The organism is Hymenobacter monticola (assembly GCF_022811645.1).
GTDB lineage: Bacteria > Bacteroidota > Bacteroidia > Cytophagales > Hymenobacteraceae > Hymenobacter > Hymenobacter monticola.
In genome coordinates, this window is sequence record NZ_CP094534.1 from 5,420,320 (window position 1) to 5,437,481 (window position 17,162).

General features: G+C 60.8%; 16 protein-coding genes. 10 read left to right on the forward strand and 6 right to left on the reverse strand.

Going from position 1 to position 17,162, the window contains the following annotated elements:
- Window positions 1-28: 28 nt before the first annotated feature.
- The gene (locus MTP16_RS22670; protein WP_243514371.1) at window positions 29-1,723 is read right to left on the reverse strand and encodes an ABC transporter substrate-binding protein; all 1,695 of its coding nucleotides are present in this window, start codon (window positions 1,721-1,723) and stop codon (window positions 29-31) included.
- Between the two features lie 179 nt (window positions 1,724-1,902).
- On the opposite strand from MTP16_RS22670, the gene MTP16_RS22675 reads away from it, so the two are divergent.
- The 7 genes from MTP16_RS22675 (at window position 1,903) to lepB (ending at window position 7,587) form a co-directional block, all read left to right on the forward strand.
- On the forward strand, window positions 1,903-2,709 hold the full coding sequence (locus MTP16_RS22675) for a ParA family protein (RefSeq protein WP_196286563.1): 807 nt from the start codon (window positions 1,903-1,905) through the stop codon (window positions 2,707-2,709).
- Window positions 2,710-2,726: 17 nt separating this feature from the next.
- On the forward strand, window positions 2,727-3,101 hold the full coding sequence (locus MTP16_RS22680) for a hypothetical protein (RefSeq protein ID WP_243514372.1): 375 nt from the start codon (window positions 2,727-2,729) through the stop codon (window positions 3,099-3,101).
- A 22-nt stretch (window positions 3,102-3,123) separates the two neighbouring features.
- On the forward strand, window positions 3,124-3,465 hold the full coding sequence (locus MTP16_RS22685; RefSeq protein WP_243514373.1) for a hypothetical protein: 342 nt from the start codon (window positions 3,124-3,126) through the stop codon (window positions 3,463-3,465).
- Between the two features lie 194 nt (window positions 3,466-3,659).
- Window positions 3,660-4,640, forward strand: a complete 981-nt coding sequence (locus tag MTP16_RS22690) for a ParB/RepB/Spo0J family partition protein (protein ID WP_243514384.1) — start codon at window positions 3,660-3,662, stop codon at window positions 4,638-4,640.
- Between the two features lie 67 nt (window positions 4,641-4,707).
- Entirely contained in the window at window positions 4,708-5,439 is a 732-nt protein-coding gene (locus MTP16_RS22695) for a DUF5683 domain-containing protein (RefSeq protein ID WP_243514396.1), read from the forward strand.
- A 136-nt stretch (window positions 5,440-5,575) separates the two neighbouring features.
- Window positions 5,576-6,295, forward strand: coding sequence for a 4-hydroxy-tetrahydrodipicolinate reductase (dapB, locus tag MTP16_RS22700; RefSeq protein WP_243514398.1), 720 nt, complete (start codon window positions 5,576-5,578; stop codon window positions 6,293-6,295).
- A gap of 128 nt (window positions 6,296-6,423) precedes the next feature.
- Window positions 6,424-7,587, forward strand: coding sequence for a signal peptidase I (lepB, locus tag MTP16_RS22705; RefSeq protein ID WP_243514401.1), 1,164 nt, complete (start codon window positions 6,424-6,426; stop codon window positions 7,585-7,587).
- Between the two features lie 386 nt (window positions 7,588-7,973).
- On the opposite strand, the gene MTP16_RS22710 is transcribed toward lepB, so the two are convergent.
- Window positions 7,974-8,636 carry a uracil-DNA glycosylase gene (locus MTP16_RS22710; RefSeq protein WP_243514403.1) on the reverse strand — a complete coding sequence of 221 codons (663 nt, stop codon included), beginning with the start codon at window positions 8,634-8,636 and terminating at the stop codon, window positions 7,974-7,976.
- A 111-nt stretch (window positions 8,637-8,747) separates the two neighbouring features.
- Here MTP16_RS22710 and apaG point away from each other — a divergent pair, with 111 nt between their 5' ends.
- Both apaG and MTP16_RS22720 read left to right on the forward strand, forming a co-directional pair.
- Window positions 8,748-9,134 carry a Co2+/Mg2+ efflux protein ApaG gene (gene apaG / locus MTP16_RS22715; RefSeq protein ID WP_196286557.1) on the forward strand — a complete coding sequence of 129 codons (387 nt, stop codon included), beginning with the start codon at window positions 8,748-8,750 and terminating at the stop codon, window positions 9,132-9,134.
- 114 nt (window positions 9,135-9,248) lie between these two features.
- A complete protein-coding gene (locus MTP16_RS22720) occupies window positions 9,249-10,028 on the forward strand; it encodes an O-methyltransferase (protein WP_243514406.1) in 780 nt (259 codons plus the stop codon).
- 315 nt (window positions 10,029-10,343) lie between these two features.
- Here MTP16_RS22720 and kdsA read toward each other — a convergent pair whose 3' ends face one another.
- Complete coding sequence (kdsA, locus tag MTP16_RS22725; protein ID WP_243514408.1) at window positions 10,344-11,201, reverse strand: 3-deoxy-8-phosphooctulonate synthase; 858 nt, start codon at window positions 11,199-11,201, stop codon at window positions 10,344-10,346.
- A 6-nt stretch (window positions 11,202-11,207) separates the two neighbouring features.
- On the reverse strand, window positions 11,208-11,816 hold the full coding sequence (locus MTP16_RS22730; protein ID WP_243514410.1) for a methyltransferase domain-containing protein: 609 nt from the start codon (window positions 11,814-11,816) through the stop codon (window positions 11,208-11,210).
- 126 nt (window positions 11,817-11,942) lie between these two features.
- Between MTP16_RS22730 and MTP16_RS22735 the strand changes: the two genes are divergently transcribed.
- Window positions 11,943-12,893 carry a hypothetical protein gene (locus MTP16_RS22735; RefSeq protein ID WP_243514412.1) on the forward strand — a complete coding sequence of 317 codons (951 nt, stop codon included), beginning with the start codon at window positions 11,943-11,945 and terminating at the stop codon, window positions 12,891-12,893.
- A 294-nt stretch (window positions 12,894-13,187) separates the two neighbouring features.
- Here the strand turns inward: MTP16_RS22735 and MTP16_RS22740 are convergent, their stop codons facing one another.
- On the reverse strand, window positions 13,188-14,195 hold the full coding sequence (locus MTP16_RS22740) for a hypothetical protein (protein ID WP_243514414.1): 1,008 nt from the start codon (window positions 14,193-14,195) through the stop codon (window positions 13,188-13,190).
- Window positions 14,196-14,453: 258 nt separating this feature from the next.
- Window positions 14,454-17,090 carry a cyanophycin synthetase gene (gene cphA / locus MTP16_RS22745; protein ID WP_243514416.1) on the reverse strand — a complete coding sequence of 879 codons (2,637 nt, stop codon included), beginning with the start codon at window positions 17,088-17,090 and terminating at the stop codon, window positions 14,454-14,456.
- Window positions 17,091-17,162 lie beyond the last annotated feature (72 nt).

Below are 17,162 nucleotides of genomic sequence, written 5' to 3' on the forward strand. Positions count from 1 at the left end.
ACCGTAAAATTTAGAGGCCGGAAAATAGCTAATCTTTGTGCACCCGCTCCAACAGCAAGGTGTTCATGGGGTTAGGCGTGAGGCCGCGCACGTTGTTTTGCGTGAGGCGCACCACTTCGTCGTAGTACAGGCTGATGACGGGCGACTCTTCCACCACAATGCGGTCCATAGCCTGGTAGAGCGCCGTGCGTTTGGCCACGTCCTGGGTGCGGCGGGCTTCGTCGTAGAGCTTGTCGTACTGCGCGTTTTTGAAGTGGGTTTTGTCGGGGCCGGCGGGGCTGAAATTGGGGCTGTAGAACAGGGCCAGGTAATTTTCGGCGTCGGGGTAGTCGCCCAGCCAGCTTTTGGCGAAGAAGGCCACCCGGCCGTTGTCCACCAGGTCCTGCTGCGCGGCCGACTGGTTGATGTCAATCTGCACCTGCACGCCCACGTCGGCCCATTGCTTTTGCAGGTACTCCCCTATCTCCTTGCGTTCCAGCACGGTGCTCAGGCGCAGGCGCAGAGGCCGTTGCGGGCTGTAGCCGGCGGCGCGCAGCAGCTGCCGCGCCTTCTGCGGCTGGTAGGTGTAGCCAGGCACCTCTTTTTCGGAGAACGAAGGCAGGGCCTTGGGCACGAAGCCCGAGGTGCCAGGGCTGCCCACCCGGTTCAGCAGGTAGGTCAACATTTCGGGCTTGTTGAGGGCGTAATTCAGGGCCTGGCGCACGCGCTTGTCGCGCAGGGCACGGCCTTGCACGGCTTGCTCGCCGGTCAGGTTGGCCGAGTCCAGCTGAATACCCAGGTACTCGGTATTCAGGTACGGCACCTTCTGCACCGTGAACTTGCCCTTGAAATCCTCCCGAATATTCCCATCCGGGTACATAATGAGGTCGCGCGAGCCGGCCCGGATGCCCGAAAGAAAATCCAGTTTGCCCTGCATGAAGGTCAGGAACTCGGTTTTACGGTCGGGCAGAAAGCTGATGGCCACGGCATCGAGGTAAGGCAGCGGGCGGCCCTTTTCATCGCTCCGCCAATAATCAGGGTTGCGCTCGTAGAGCAGCACATTGCCCTCGTCCCAGAGCTTGAAGCGGAACGGGCCCGTGCCCACCGGGTGTTCACGGAAGTCCTTGCCGTACTTCTCCACGGCCTCATGCGGCACCACGTAGGCATACGGCATCGTCAGAATGCCCAGAAACGGCACAAATGGCTCCTTCAAATGGATGCGCAGCGTGGAGTCATTCGCCGCCACGAAGGCCGTGTCGCTGGGGCTGCCGTCGGGCTTCTCCAAAATCTTGCCCCGGAAAATCCAGCCGCCGGTGCTGGCGGTGGCCGCATCCAGAATGCGTTTGAAAGAATAAACGAAGTCGGCGGCCTTCACCTCGCGGCCCTTGCCGCCGGCGAAAACGTCGCTGTCGTGAAAGCGCACGCCGCGCCGCAGCACAAACGTATAGAGCCGGCCATCGGGCGAAATGCTGTAGCGCCGGGCCAGCGCCGGGGCCGGCAGCAGGGTCGAATCGAGTTCGACCAAGCCGTTGTAAAGCTGGTTCACGGCCCACCAGTTGGCTTGGTTGCGGGCAAAAGCAGGGTCGAGCGAGGACAGGGCCTCGGGCTGGTTGTAGCGGAATACGCGGCGCTCGTCGGCGGCCGGGCGGGTGGCGTCGTGGCAGCCGGCCAGCGTCAGCAGGCCCGCCGAAAGTCCAAACCATTTAGCCGAAAAGCCAGCCCAACGAGCCAAAAAAGGGGCCATGCGAACAGGGAAAGAATGTATCTTTGTGCAATGCTACGGCAAAAGTTATTAGTTATTCGTTGTTGTTTGTTTAGCAGTCGTTGTTAGTGGCTGAGGCTTAGTAAGCCCCAAAAACCCGCAACGAATCCCGAACAACCAGCGCCGAGCAACTGACAACGAACAACGAACAACTAAGTGACATGGGAAAAATCATTGCGGTAGCCAATCAGAAAGGCGGGGTGGGCAAAACCACTACCTCCATTAACCTCGCGGCCTCCCTGGCCGCCCTGGACTACCGGACCCTGCTCGTCGACGCCGACCCTCAGGCCAACGCCACCTCGGGCGTGGGCTACGACCCCAAGGACATCCAGAACAGCATCTACGAGTGCATGGTGGACGGCATCAACGCCCACGACATCATCGTGCCCACCAACATCCTGCCCCACCTCGACCTCATGCCCTCCCACATCGACCTGGTGGGCGCCGAGGTGGAGATGATAAACCTGCCCAACCGCGAGGAAAAAATGAAGGAGGCCCTGCGCCCCCTCGCCGCCGAGTACGACTTCATCATCATCGACTGCTCGCCCTCGCTCGGCCTCATCACCGTCAACGCCCTCACGGCTGCGCACTCAGTCATCATCCCGGTGCAGTGCGAGTATTTCGCCCTCGAAGGCCTGGGCAAGCTCCTGAATACCATCAAAATCATTCAGAGCCGCCTCAACACCGAACTGGAAATTGAAGGCATCCTGCTCACGATGTACGACGTGCGCCTGCGCCTGAGCAACCAGGTGGTGGAAGAAGTGCGGATGCACTTCCAGCAGCTGGCCTTCGACACCATCATCCCGCGCAACGTGAAGCTGAGCGAGTCGCCCAGCTTCGGCATCCCCGTCATCCTGCACGACGCCGAAAGCAAAGGCTCCCTCAGCTACCTCAATCTGGCCCGCGAAATCGTGGAGAAAAACAGCGTGGAAGCTACTGAGGAAACAGCGGAGGACGAGCGGATTTAAGACTTACAGCAAACTAAATGGAGCTAGAAGAAACTGCAGATGCTTATTATGAAGGCGGCATGTTCTTCAAGCCGGGATTTGGCATTGACGAATGGGAAGCGCTAAAGCAGCGTTTACCTGTTGGCTCAATTATCACCGGCAAAGTCGTTCATCAAGCTCTGTTCGGTGTCTTCATTGATGCCGGTTTGGGCTTTCCGGTTTTGATGAGAGTCACTGAATTTGGAATAATCAAACCTAGTGGCCTAACATTTCCCGACGACTATCCTGCTTTAGGGGGTGCAATCAGCGGGCAGTTTTGCGGCTTTGATGAGGGTAATCGGCAGCTTGCTGTATGTCGGCTTGGCTTGGAAATCGTTCACCCCGATGCAGATAGTAATGGGTTCTTACGCTGAGCGCTTACCGCCAGACTTCCGAGTGACCTACAGCCTTTTCAGTGCCGAAGAGGGCGGGCGAACGACGCCGCATTTTCAGCAAATTCGGTGGGATTTCTCTTATGCGGACGAGGAAATAATTATGCGTAACCTGTTATTCATGATTTGGCCGGAGTTTATTACGCCCTCCGGAGAGATGCTGCCCGAAGGTGAGTCAATGCCCCGACACGGATTAGCTGATATGCTTATCATTAATCCAGATTCTCGCTCTTTTCATTGCCAGCATATTAAACGCGGCCTGCGTGGCTACCTGCACGAAGGTCATAGAATTGGCGTCTGCGAAGTCGTTGAGGTACTCGCGCTGCACCAGAATCCTAAGTCGTAATTCGGTTGCCACTACGGTGGATAAACTTTACATCTGGCTTTTCGCCTGGCTCCCCCTCTCCTTTTCGGAGAGGGGGCCGGGGGGTGAGGCGCCCGTCAGAACTCCCCAAAACTTTCCGGCTTGCCCTTCGCCCAACAATCCGTAAATTTGACGTTCGGTTGCCAACTGCCTTTTATGGGCCCGGCCGACGCACTATGCCACTAGAGAAGAACGAAGAGAAATTGCAAGCTGCCCTGGCTGCCGCCGCGGCCGTGAAACGCAAGAGTGGCCTGGGCCGCGGCCTCAACGCCCTCATTGAGGGCAGCTACGAGAAAAAAGGCGAGCGGCCCAACTCCGGCGACCGCCTCGTGTCGCACCCGGTCAACTCGGTGGGCTTCATCGCCGTCGAGCACATCGAGGCCAACCCCTACCAGCCCCGCACCCACTTCGACCAACAAGCCCTGCAGGAGCTGGCCGACAGCATCAAAATTCAGGGCATCATTCAGCCCGTGACCTTGCGCCAGCTCGGCACCAACTCCTACCAGCTCATCTCGGGCGAGCGCCGCCTGCAGGCGTCCAAGCTGGCGGGTTTGGAGACGATTCCGGCTTACATCCGCAAGGCCGACGACCAGCAGATGCTGGAAATGGCCCTGATTGAGAACATTCAGCGCGAAAACCTGAATGCCATCGAAATCGCCCTCAGCTACCAGCGCCTGCTGAGCGAGTGCAACCTGCGCCAGGAAGAGCTGGGCGACCGGGTGGGCAAAAACCGCTCGACCGTGACCAACTACCTGCGCCTGCTCAAGCTGCCGCCCGACGTGCAGATTGGCTTGCGCGACGCCGAAATCAGCATGGGCCACGCCCGTGCCCTCATCGGCCTCGACGACCCCAAGGCCCAGGTGGAGCTCTACCGCAAAATCGTGGCCGAGGAGCTTTCGGTGCGCCGCGTAGAAGAGTTGGTGCGCAACGGCTTCGGCCGCAACAACGACGCGACGAAAGCCGACGGCGAGAAAGCGGCTCCCGCCCAGCCCGTGGTGCCCCCCGCCGAGCTGCGCCGCACCGAGCGCCACCTGGCCGAGCGGTTTGGCTCGCGCGTGCAGGTGCGGCCCACGGCCAAGGGCAATGGCGAAATCAAAATCGCATTCGACTCGATTGAGGACATGCAGCGCATCCTGCACATCCTGCACCCATCGTAAGACCTTACGGAAGCTGGCCGGGCGCGCAACACGCGAAACCCGGGCCTTTTCCGTTAGCGGGTTTCCCATGAAACTATCGTATTCCTACATCGCGGCGCTGTTGCTGGGCCTGGCCTTGCTGCTGAGCGGCCCAGTGGGCCGGGCGCAGGTGCTCGACCCCAATGTTACGCCCACCCGCTCCGCAGCCGAGATTCTGGCTGACACCACCGAGCGGCGCGAGCCCGTGGTGACGCCCGCCGCCAAGCGCCAAAAAGCCGCCGCTGACTCGGCCAAGCGCACCGAGCGCATGTTCCGGGCGTTTGGCTACGAGGGCATCCGCCTCACCCGGCCTGGCAAGGCGGCGCTGCTGGCGGCCATCCTGCCCGGTGCGGGCCAGATTTACAACCGCCGCTGGTGGAAACTGCCGCTCGTGTATGGCGGCCTAGGCGCGGTGGTGGGGGCCGAGGTTTTCTACCAGATGCGTTATCGGGAGTTCGTCGATGCTTACGCCATTGTGACACAATACCCTGATTTGCTCGGCAGCGCTAAGCTGGGTCCGCAGGCCCGGCGATTCGGCAGCGCCCAGGGCATTTACAGCGGCATCACGTACTACCGCGGCAACCGCGACCTGTTTTACCTCTACAGCGGCCTCGCCTACGGCTTGCAGATTGTCGACGCGCTGGTGGACGCCCACCTCAAAGACTTTGATGTAAGCGACGACCTTAGCCTGCACTGGGAGCCAACCTTGTTGCCAATACCGGGCCGGGCGCTGGCGCTGCCCACCGCCCCGGGCATCTCGTTGGCGTTGCGGGTGAAGTAGACACCTTTTATCCGGCTGTCATCCTGAGTTTGAAGGACCGTCTCATGCTTGAGCAGTTGGCAGTGATTAATTACGAGCGCAGACATAATAAGGTCCTTCGCTGCGCTCAGGATGACAGAATAGCGACCCCAATAGCATGAAAATCCTCCTCATCGGCTACGGCAAAATGGGCCAGACCATTGGCGCCCTGGCCGCTCAGCGCGGTCACGAAATTGCCGGCATTGTAGACCTGCACACCAGCCCGGCCACCATTGCCGACTTCACCCCGGCCACCGTGGACGTGGCCATCGAGTTCACCCACCCCGATTCGGCCTTCGACAACGTGGCGGCCTGCCTGCGCCAGGGCTTGCCGGTGGTGTGCGGCTCCACGGGCTGGCTGCACCATTTTGAAGAAGCCACGGCCTTAACGAAAGAGTTGAACGGCAGCTTGTTCTACGCCTCTAACTACAGCGTGGGCGTGAACCTGTTCTTCCACTTCAACGAGTACATCGCGGCCAAGATGAACCAGTTTGGCGGCTACGACGTGGCCGTGCGCGAAATTCACCACACCCAGAAAATCGACCAGCCCAGCGGCACGGCCCTCACCACGGCCGAAGGCATCATGCGCCACTTCCCGGCCAAAAAAACCTGGCGCAACGCCGCGGCCGAGTCGCCGGCCGAGTTGGCCATCATCAGCGAGCGCACCGGCGACGCCGTGGGCACGCACATCGTCACCTACACCTCCGACGTCGACACGCTGGAGCTCACGCACGCGGCCCACAGCCGCGAGGGCTTCGCGCTGGGCGCGCTGCTGGCGGCCGAGTGGCTGCCCGGCCGCCACGGCGTGTTTGGAATGAAAGAGCTGCTGGGATTGTAAACTGTTTCATGCCTCGCTGTGCGCTGCATGACGTGCTGTATGTTTTTTAAACGGCCTCTTAACCAGTAACTCCCCCGCTGCTGCGTTTCTTTGCCTGATTTTAATTTGCCAAGCCCAAGCTTGCCCCCATGTCTTTGCTCAAAACCGACCCCACCGCTCCCCCCAAGCAACCCAAAACGAAAACCCGCGAGTGGGCCGATTCGCTGATTTTTGCCATTGTGGCCGCCACGCTCATCCGTTGGGCCACGTTTGAGGCGTACACCATTCCGTCGCCCAGCATGGAAAACTCGCTGCTGGTGGGCGACTACTTGTTTGTAAGCAAGCTGCATTACGGCCCCATCACGCCCCAAACGCCCCTGCAGGTGCCCCTCACGCACCAAACCATCTGGGGCACGGGCCTGCAGAGCTACTCCGAGCTGATTCAGCTGCCGACGTACCGCCTGCCGGGCTTTTCCGAAATCAAGCGCAACGACGTGGTGGTGTTTCACGTGCCGCACGAAACGCAGTACCCGGCCGATTTGCGCACCAACTACATCAAGCGCTGCGTGGGCGTGGCCGGCGACACGCTGGAAATTCGCAACGGCCAGGTGTACCTCGACGGCAAGCCCGAAGGGGACGTGCCGGGCCTGCAGACCGATTACCTGATGCAGATTGACAACCCTAATGACGAGGTGGCCACGGCCCTGCGCGCCCAGGGGGTGGTCGACTACACCATGCCCGGCGGCCTGCCCCAGCCCGTGGGCAACGGCGACAAGCCCGGCTCGTTCATCTACAAAATCAGCTGCACGAAGGCCGCGGCCGACTACTTCCGCAAGCAGCCCTACGTGAAGGCCCTTGAGGTGTACCAGCCGCCGGTAGGGGGCCTGTTCCCCGACCGAGCCGATTTCAGCAACTCCGACGCCACCAGCATCACCCCGCGCAAGTGGAACCTGGACAACTACGGCCCGCTGCCCATTCCCAAGGAAGGCCAGACCATTGCCCTGTCGCCCGCCAACGCGGCCATCTACTTCAAAATCATCGCCCGCTACGAGCACAACGAGGGCATTACCTGGAACAACCAGGACGGCATGATTTACCAAAACAACAAGCCGCTCACCAGCTACAAAATCAAGCAGAATTACTACATGATGATGGGCGACAACCGCCACAACTCCGAGGACTCGCGCTTCTGGGGCTTTGTGCCGGCCGACCACGTGGTGGGCAAAGCCGTCCTCATCTGGCTGTCCATCGACCCCAACGCCGACTTCTGGCACAAAGTCCGCTGGAGCCGCCTGTTCAACATCATTCACTAAGGCAGGCCAACGCCTGTCATTGCGAGCGAAGCGAAGCAATCCGTTCTGTCAAAATCAGACCCGCCCTTTTACTGGAAAGTCCCGGCACTGCGCAGTGCCGGGGCTTTTTCATGCGTCGCACTTATTCTCGAACACCTTCCACCTTTCTTAAACACCCTCCGCGCAACGCAAAACACCTTCCGCCCTTTCCAAAACACCCGCTCCCCTTCTCCGAACACCTTCCGCGCAAGGCAAAACACCCTCCCCGGAAGGAAGAACACCTCCCGAGCAAGCCCAAACACCCTCCGAGCATGTCAAAACACCTCCCGCCCTAAGCAAAACACCTTCGGCCAAAGGCGAAACACCTCCCACTAAAGGCCCAACCCCCTTCGCCCTGTGTCAAACACCTACCACGCTATCGGCTCCAGCCCTTTGCTTTTCAGCCAAGCGTTGGCTTTGCTGAACGGCTTGCTGCCGAAGAATCCTTTATCGGCTGCGTAGGGCGAAGGGTGAACGGATTTTAAAATCAGGTGCTTGCGCTCGTCAATCAGTTCCGATTTCTTGCCGGCGTAGGCGCCCCAGAGGATGAACACCACGTGCTCCTTTTCCTCCGAAATCTTGCGAATAACGGCGTCGGTAAATTCTTCCCAGCCTTTTTTCTGGTGCGAGGCGGGCTCAGCGGCGCGCACGGTGAGGGTGGCATTTAGCAGCAGCACGCCCTGCTGGGCCCAGCGGTCGAGGTTGCCGTTGGGGGCGGGCGGCGTGCCGGGAATGTCGTCCTGCAGCTCCTTGAAAATATTCTGGAGCGAGGGCGGCGTGCGCTGCCCCTCCTGCACCGAGAAAGAGAGGCCGTGCGCCTGGTTTTTGCCGTGGTAGGGGTCCTGGCCCAGGATGACGACCTTGACGTTATCAAAGGGCGTGGCGTCGAAGGCGTGGAAAATCTGGGGGCCGGCCGGGTACACGGTGGCCGTGGCGTACTCGCCCTTCACGAAGGCAATGAGGCGTTGAAAATAAGGCTTTTCGAACTCAGCGGCTAGCACGGGCCGCCAGCTTTCGGCTATCTTTACCATCGAAGTTGGGAAGAAAATAAACGGGTACCAGTGGCGTTGAAAGGCCGCATTTGCGTAAAACCAATTTCGGCGGGCTGCTGTTAGGTCCGCAGCCCCTTAGTTCCGACACCTATGCCCACCACCACTACGCAAGGCGTCACCGTTTCGGTTACGACCAACTACTTGCCCGACTACTCCAGCCCCGGCCAGGAGCATTTTGTGTTTGCTTACAAGATTGAGATTCGCAACAACAGCGAGTTCACGGTGAAGCTGCTGCGCCGCCACTGGCACATTCACGACGCCAACGGCGTGGTGCGCGAAGTGGAGGGCGAAGGCGTGGTAGGCCGCCAGCCCGTACTGGAGCCCGGCGAGGCCCACCAGTACGTGAGCGGCTGCAACCTGAAATCGGGCGTGGGCAAGATGCGCGGCACCTACCTCATGGAGCGGCTGGCCAACGGCCAGGAATTTACGGTTGAGATTCCGGAGTTCACCCTCATGGTGCCGTACCGGATGAACTAGCTTTGTGCTTGGTTTTGGGTGCTTGGTGCTTGGCACCGGGCGTGCATGGCTTGGCTTTGGGTGCGTAGCCCCCGCCAGTAGCTGTGTTTTGCCAAGCACCAAGCACTAGCAACCATGCACCAAATACTCGCTTACTTCCGCTTCTGGCTGCGTTCGGGCAACGCCCACGGGCTGCACTCGCCCTTCGTGTTTGGCCTCTACACCTCCGTGGTGTGTCACACGGGGCCCTACCGCGCCTACAAGGCCGTGGAAGCCCGGCGCCAGCAGCTACTCAATAGCCCGGCCCGCATCAGCGTCACCGATTTTGGCGCGGGCTCGCACACCGGCGCGGGCCAGCAGCGCCGCGTGGCCGACATTGCCCGCACCGCTGCCAAGCCCCGGCAGCTGGCGCAGATGCTGTTTCGGCTGGCCAACTACTTCCGGCCGGCCACCATCCTGGAGTTGGGCACCTCGCTGGGCCTCACCACCGCCTACCTTGCTTCGGCCGACTCCCGCAGCCGCGTCGTCACTTTTGAGGGCTGCCCCAACGTGGCCGCTGTGGCCCGCGAAACGTTCGACAAGCTGAAGCTGCGCAACATAGAAGTGGTAGAGGGCAACATTGACCAGACCCTTGCCCCTGCCCTCTCGCGCTTAGGCGCCCCCATCGATTTTGCTTTCTTCGACGGCAACCACCGCTACGAGCCCACGCTGCGCTACTTCGAGCAGTGCCTGGCCCACCGCACCGACAACTCGGTGTTCGTCTTCGACGACATTCATTGGTCGGAAGACATGGAGCGGGCCTGGGAATCCATCAAAGCCCACCCCGACGTGACGCTGACGGTGGACTTGTTCTACATCGGACTGGTTTTCTTCCGGAAGAACCAGCCCAAACAGCATTTCTGGCTGCGCGTGTGAGTATCATAAGTTACATCGAACCCTCATTACCACTGCAGTTGTCAAGCAAATAGTCAGCCCAAGCAAAATCAGGTAAAGGGTGCGGCGTTCTTTGATGGCAACTGCACAAGAAATAAGCCCCAGTATGTAAACGGGGGAAATAATTATTCCGATGGCTAAAGGAATGATACTGCCTTCATCTTGGCAAAGGCTATAAATCCAGTAGTACACACCGAGGCCAACCCAACATAATACGTAGGCAATAAAGGCTTTAAAAGCCTTCGAGGCGGGGAGCGGAAGTTGAATATTCACCTTGAGCGTGCATAGCTCGCGCTGCTAAGGCAGCTGATTCAGCACCACTTCGCCCGACGCTTGGATGGCCTGCCGCACCCGCGTGAGCTTCACCAGCAGTGCCTCCAACTGGTCGAGCGGCAGCATGTTGGCGCCGTCGGACAGAGCGGTGGCCGGCGTGGGGTGGGTTTCGATGAACAGGCCGTCGGCGCCCACGGCGATGGCGGCTTTGGCAATGGTTTCGATGAGGGCGGGCTGGCCGCCGGTCACGCCGCTGCTTTGGTTAGGGCGCTGCAGCGAATGCGTCACGTCCATCACCACGGGCACCTCGAACTCGCGCATGGCGGGCAGGTTGCGGAAGTCCACCACCAGGTCGGAATAGCCAAAGGAATTGCCGCGCTCGGTGAGGATGACGTGCGGGTTACCCGACTGGCGGATTTTGTCCACGGCCCACTTCATGGCCTCGCCGCTCAGGAACTGGCCTTTTTTCACGTTTACCACCTTGCCGGTTTGGGCAGCGGCAATGAGCAAATCGGTTTGCCGGCACAGGAAGGCCGGGATTTGCAGCACGTCAACGTACTCGGCCGCCAGCGCCGCTTCGCTCGATTCGTGGATGTCCGTCACGGTGGGTACGCCGATTTCGCGCCCCACTTTTTGCAGAATGCGCAGCGCCGTTTCGTCGCCGATGCCAGTGAAGGAATCGAGCCGCGAGCGGTTGGCCTTGCGGTAGGAGCCCTTGAAGATGTAAGGAATCTGGAGCTTGTCGGTGATGTGCTTGATGCGCTCGGCGATGCGCAGGGCCATGTCTTCGCCTTCGATGACGCAGGGCCCAGCCATGAGGAAAAACTGGCCGGAATTGGTGTGGCGGAAATGCGGGAGCGTGTTGGCGAGGGCCTGGAGCATGGGATGTTATTTCTTTTTCAAACAAATAAACAGCTCGCGCCCCTGTCGGGGTTTGAGCGAGTTGGTGGCCGTTTCGAAATGTTTAAATTCAAAGTACGGCGCAAAATAAGCGTGGTATTCTTCCTTGCTCCCACCAAAAGGCGGCTCCTGTGTGGGGCCGAAGTCGGTATCGAAGAGTAGGCCCATGAGTGTGCCGCCGGGGCGCAGTAAGTGAGCGCACTGCCGGGCGTAGGCCGGGCGCAGCGCGGGGTTGAGGGCGCAGAAAAACGTCTGCTCCACAATTAAGTCGTAGGGCGGGTCGTTGGGCAGCGCAAAGAAGTCGGCTAACAGCAGGTGTTTCTTAGGGAAATTAGGCACGCGGGCGGCCAGGGCATCCAGGGCTTCGGGGGCAATGTCGGCCACGAAAACGTGGCGGAAACCGCGCCGGTGCAGGTATTCGGCCTCGTAGGCGCGGCCGGCGCCGGGAATGAGGATGCGGGGCTGCCGGGCCACGTCGAGCTGGTCGAAATAGGCTCGGAGTGGTGGGGTGATGGCGTGGGCATCCCAGCCGTCGCGGCCGGTGGCGTAGCGGGTCTGCCAGTAGGCCGCGTCGAAGTCGGAAAAAACCGTTTGCATGCCGTTGAAGTATAGTAGAAACTTGCCAGGGCCCGGAAGTCCCCTATTTTTACGCCCAAAGGTACGGGCCGCGCTGCGGCAGGCGCCGCGCTTTTCTTTCGCTTTTCTCGCTTAACCAATTCCCGCATGGACCCCAACGAAACGCCCGAACCCCGCTCCAATAATAGCCGCGTCCTGCTTTGGGTAGCCCTCGTGCTCGTGCTGCTCGGCATCAACGGGGTTCTGTTCTACCTCAACCAACAGAAAGGCCAGCAAAACGAGCAATTGACCACCGAGGTGCAAGCCAAAGACAGCAAGCTGCAGGAGCAAATCAAGCAATACGAAGCCCTGAAGGCTGATTTTGAGCGCCAAAGCCAGGAGCTGCAAGCCCTGGGCCTGAGCAACGACTCGCTCACCGCCAAGATTGCCGCCGTGAACGCCGACCTGCTGAAGCTGCGCTCCTTCCGGGCCGGCAGCTTCTCGCTGGCCCAGCAAAAGCTGTTCCAGCAGCGCGCCCAGAACCTGGAAGGCCAGCTGCGCAAGAAGGACGACGACATTGCCCAGCTGAAAAAGGACAACGAAACCCTCTACACCGAAACCACGACGCTCAAGGAAAAGCAGAACAAGCTGGCCGACACCATCAGCACGGTGGTGCGCAGCAACAAGGAGCTGGCTGAGAAGGTGAGCGTGGCCTCGCGCCTGCAGTCGGAAAACATCAAGGTGGCAATCATCACCTCGAAGAACAAAGAAAAGGACGACGACAAAGACGAGTTCAAAGCCAAGCGCGTGGAAAAGGTAAAAGTGAGCTTTAACCTCGCCCGCAACGACGTGTCGCCCAAGGAAACCAAAGCCATTTACATGCGCATTCTCGAGCCCGATGGCGCCGCCCTCTACAACCTGAGCACGGGCGGTGGCACCTTCACCGTCGATGGCCAGGAGGCCTTCTACACCCAGAAGCAGGACGTGGTGTACGACAACAGCAAGCAGAAGCTGGAATTTGTGTACGCCAAAGGCGCCGACTACAAGAAAGGCCAGCACACCGTCGAGCTCTACGAAAGCGGCCAGCTCATGGGCAAAACCACCTTCACGCTTAAATAGTCAGAACCGCAGATTGACGCAGATTAAACGGATAAGAACGGATTCGGCCGACACCCGGCGCCCGAAACCGGACTTTCCAAGCTTAGGCCTAACAAAAAAGAGCCGCTTCAGTAGCTGAAGCGGCTCTTTTTTGTTCCTTGTAGTTTCTGTTCTATTCCACATCCAGGCGCTGGGACGGGCCGGCGCCGCGCAGCAGGTATAGGCCGGCGGGCAGGCCGCGCAGGTCGAGCGCGGTTTCGGGGCCGGCCGGGGCGGGGTAGCGGCGCACGGGGCGGCCCAGCGCGTCGGGTAGCGTCAGCGGGGCGGTGCCGGGGTGGCCCCCTGGCGGGCCGGGTTAGGGTAGAGAGACGCCGGCTCGCGGGAGTCGGCGGGGGCCGTCAGGGTCGGGTCGGTCAGCGAGGCCAGGAAGCCGAGGTTTTTTTTGGGGTTCGGGTACGGGTTGGTGAGGCTAATGGCGCCGAAGCTGGTCGTGGGGCTATAAAAAGTTCCGGCCACGAACACACTGGTTCCGCTTATGGCCAGCGCGTAGGCTTCGTCAGAGCCCGTGCCGCCGGCCCGCTGCGCCCACACGAAGCTGCCCGCGTCGGTGAGCTTGGCCACGTACACATCAGCCGTGCCCGCAGTGGGCAGCACGGTGGGGCCGAAACCCGCCGTAGGGCTATGAAAAGCCCCCGCCACGTATACACTGGTGCCGCTCACGGCGAGCGCGTAGGCTGCGTCGTAATGCGTGCCGCCGGCCCGCTGCGCCCAAGCGAAGCTGCCCGTGCTGCCCGCATCGGTGAGCTTGGTCACGTACACGTCAGCCACGTACACGTCAGCCGAGCCCGCAGTGGACAGGACGGTGGGGCCGAAACCCGCCGTGGGACTGGTGAACTCCCCGGCCACGTACACGCTCGCGCCGCTCACGGCCAGCGCCTGAGCATAGTCGTTGTCCGTGCCGCCGGCCCGCTGCGCCCACACGAAGCTGCCTGTATCCGTGAGTTTGGCTACGAAAATATCGTTAGTACCTATACTGCCCGCGTTAGTCAAGGTGGTAGCACCAAAGCCTGATACAGCGCCATCGTAACTCCCCGCCACATACACGCTGGTTCCGCTCACAGCCATCGCGCTGACAAAGTCTTGTCCCATGCCGCCCGCCCGCTGCGCCCACACAAACTGGTTGCTGGCCGCATTAAACTTAGTCACGAATACATCACTGCCTCCGACACTGGTCAACGTGGTGCCGCCCAGTGCCACAGTATTTGTGAAACGCCCGGCCAGATACACGTCGCCTGCTGCATCAACGGCCGTGGCTGATACCATTGATAGATTATTTGCGGCTGCTGTCGTAGCTACCGCGACGGCCCGCGCCGACTGCCACGCCGGCGCCTGGGCCGCCGCTGGCAGGCTTAGAGCCAAGAGAAATAAAGCCACTAAATTGCGAATCAACGCGGCGGGTAGTAGAGAGGAAAAGTTGACCATAAAAGAAAGGAAGTTTCAGATAGAGCGCAATATAAAAAGAGGGAGCCGGACGAATCCTACTCCCTCTTTTCCCTCTTTCGTCTTGATTAACAGCGGCTCTTAGCCCGCCGCGCTCGTCTTCTCGAACTCGTCCAGCTTGGCCAGGGTGGCGCTGATGTTCTCGGTGAAGATGACCCCTACCCCACCCTGCGGCGTGTGCTGCAGCAGGTGGTCGATGGCCTCGGGCTCGTTTTCGATGTAGGTGATTTTCAAATCCGGCTTGTCGAGGCGCAGGCCGCGCTCCATGATGTCGCGCAGGAACTCGGCCGACTTGCCGCGCAGGTCCCGGTCCTGGCGCAGAATCACCTCGTCGAAGATGCGGCCGGCGATGCGGGCGAAGCCCAGCGTGTCTTCGTCGCGCCTGTCGCCCAGGCCCGACACGATGCCGATTTTGCGCGTGGCCGGCGTGGCTTCCATGAACTCGGCAAATTTGCTGATGCCGGCCGTGTTGTGGGCGTAGTCCACCACGACTTCAAAATCCGGGAATTTGTAGATGTTCATGCGGCCCGGCGTTTTGGTGGCCGAGGGGATAAACGTGCGCAGCGCCGTTTTGATTTCGTCCTTGTCGAACCCGGCCAGGTAGCCGGCCAGCGCGGCCGCCAGGCTATTCTCGATGTTGAAGCCCGCGCGCCCGCCCAGCGTCACCGGAAACTCGGCGGCCCGGTCGATGCGTAGCTTGTAGCTGTTGCGGTAAATCGTGACGTAGCCTTCCTCGTACACGGCCGCCACGCCGCCGGCCTCCACGTGCTCCTGAATGCGCGGGTTGTCGTCGCGCATGCTGAACAGGGCCACCCGGCAGTCCACGGTGCGGGCCATGGCGTACACCAGGTCGTCGTCGGCGTTGAGCACGGCCCAGCCGTTTTTGCGCACCGTGCGGGGCAGCACGCCCTTCACGGCGGCCATTTCCTCCACCGTGTGAATGTCGCGCAAGCCCAGGTGGTCGGCGGCTACGTTGGTCACCACCGCAATGTCGCAGGTGTGGAAGCCCAGGCCCGAGCGCAGCATACCGCCGCGCGCGGTTTCGAGCACAGCGTAGTTCACAGTGGGGTCCTTGAGCACAAACTCGGCGCTTTGGCCGCCGGTGCAGTCGCCCTTTTGCAGCTGCACGCCTTGGATGTAGATGCCGTCGGTGGTCGTGAAGCCCACCTTGTAGCCCTTGCTGGCCACCATGTGCGCAATCAGGCGCGTAGTGGTGGTTTTGCCGTTGGTGCCCGTGATGGCGATAATCGGAATGCGGGCCGTGCTGCCGGGCGGAAACAGCATGTCGACCACCGGGGCGGCTACGTTGCGCGGCAGGCCGTCGGCCGGCGCAATGTGCATGCGGAAGCCGGGCGCGGCGTTCACCTCAATCACGGCGCCGCGGCTCTCGTTGAGCGGCACGGCAATGTCGGTGGCCATCAGGTCGATGCCGCAGATGTCAAGGCCCACAATGCCGGCCACGCGCTCGGCCAGCAGCACGTTGTAGGGGTGCATCTGGTCGGTCACGTCGGAGGCCGTGCCGCCGGTGCTGATGTTGGCCGTGCTCTTCAAATAAAGCGTCTCGCCAGCCGGCAGCACCGATTCCAGCGTCAAATCCTTGCCGGCCAGAATGTCGAGCGTATGCTTGTCGGCTTTGATGGAGGTGAGCACCTTTTCGTGGCCGATGCCGCGGCGCGGGTCCTCATTCACCTTATCGATGAGCTGCTGAATGCTGCTGCTGCCGTCGCCGGTCACGGCAGCGGGCGTGCGCTTGGCGGCCGCAATCAGCTTGCCGTTCACCACCAGCAGGCGGAAATCGAAACCTTCGATGAATTGCTCCACAATCACGGCGCGCGAGTATTCCTGTGCGGCCTTGAGGCCGGCGGCGGCATCTTCCCAGTTCATGATGCGGATGGTGGCGCCCTTGCCGTGGTTGCCGTCGAGCGGCTTGGTCACGATGGGGAAGCCCAGCTCGTCGATGGCGTCGCGCAGGCCGTTTTCCGAATACACCGTGGTGCCGCGCGGCACGGGCACGCCCGCATCGTTGAGCATGGCCTTGGTGCGGTTCTTATTGCCGGCCACTTCCACCCCGGCGTGCGAGGTGAAGCTGGTGGTGGTGGCCCAGATGCGCTTCTGGTTTACGCCGTAGCCCAGCTGAATGATGTTGCTGTTCTTAAGCGCGATGTAAGGAATGTTGCGCGACGCGGCTTCGGCCACGATGCTGTAAGTGCTCGGCCCAATGAACTCGTCCTCCCGGATTTCGTGCAGCTCGTCGATGATGGGCTTAAGGTTCACCGGCTCCTGCTTGCACAGGGCTTCCACAATTTCCACGGCGGCCTCGGCGGCGCGGCGGCCGGCCCGCTCCTCCTGATAGGCAAACACCACAAACTCCACCCCTTCGTCGCGCGCCGGGTAGCTCTTGCCCCAATACACGGGCATGCCCGCCATGCGCTGCAGTTCCAGCGCCACGTGCTGGATGACGTGGCCCAGCGGCTCGCCGTCGTTGAGCTGGTCCTCATCGAGCGGGGCGTGCTTGGGCGACTGCCGCCCGCTGATGCCGCCCGGCTGCGGCTGCCCAATCTTCGGAAACAGCTCCATGAACTTGGCCGGAAAATCTGCGACGCCGTTGGACCACGTGCCCGCAAATTCCTCCAAATCCACTTTCGTAACGATGAGCTTGGTGTGTTTCACGGACCAGTAGCTGGGCCCGCGCATGGTGCGAATGTCAATAATCTTCATAAACCGGGAAAAAGGCGCTTTCGCAGCAATTACGGCAATTTTAGGTGAGTAGCCGAAATGTAAGCCCAAACC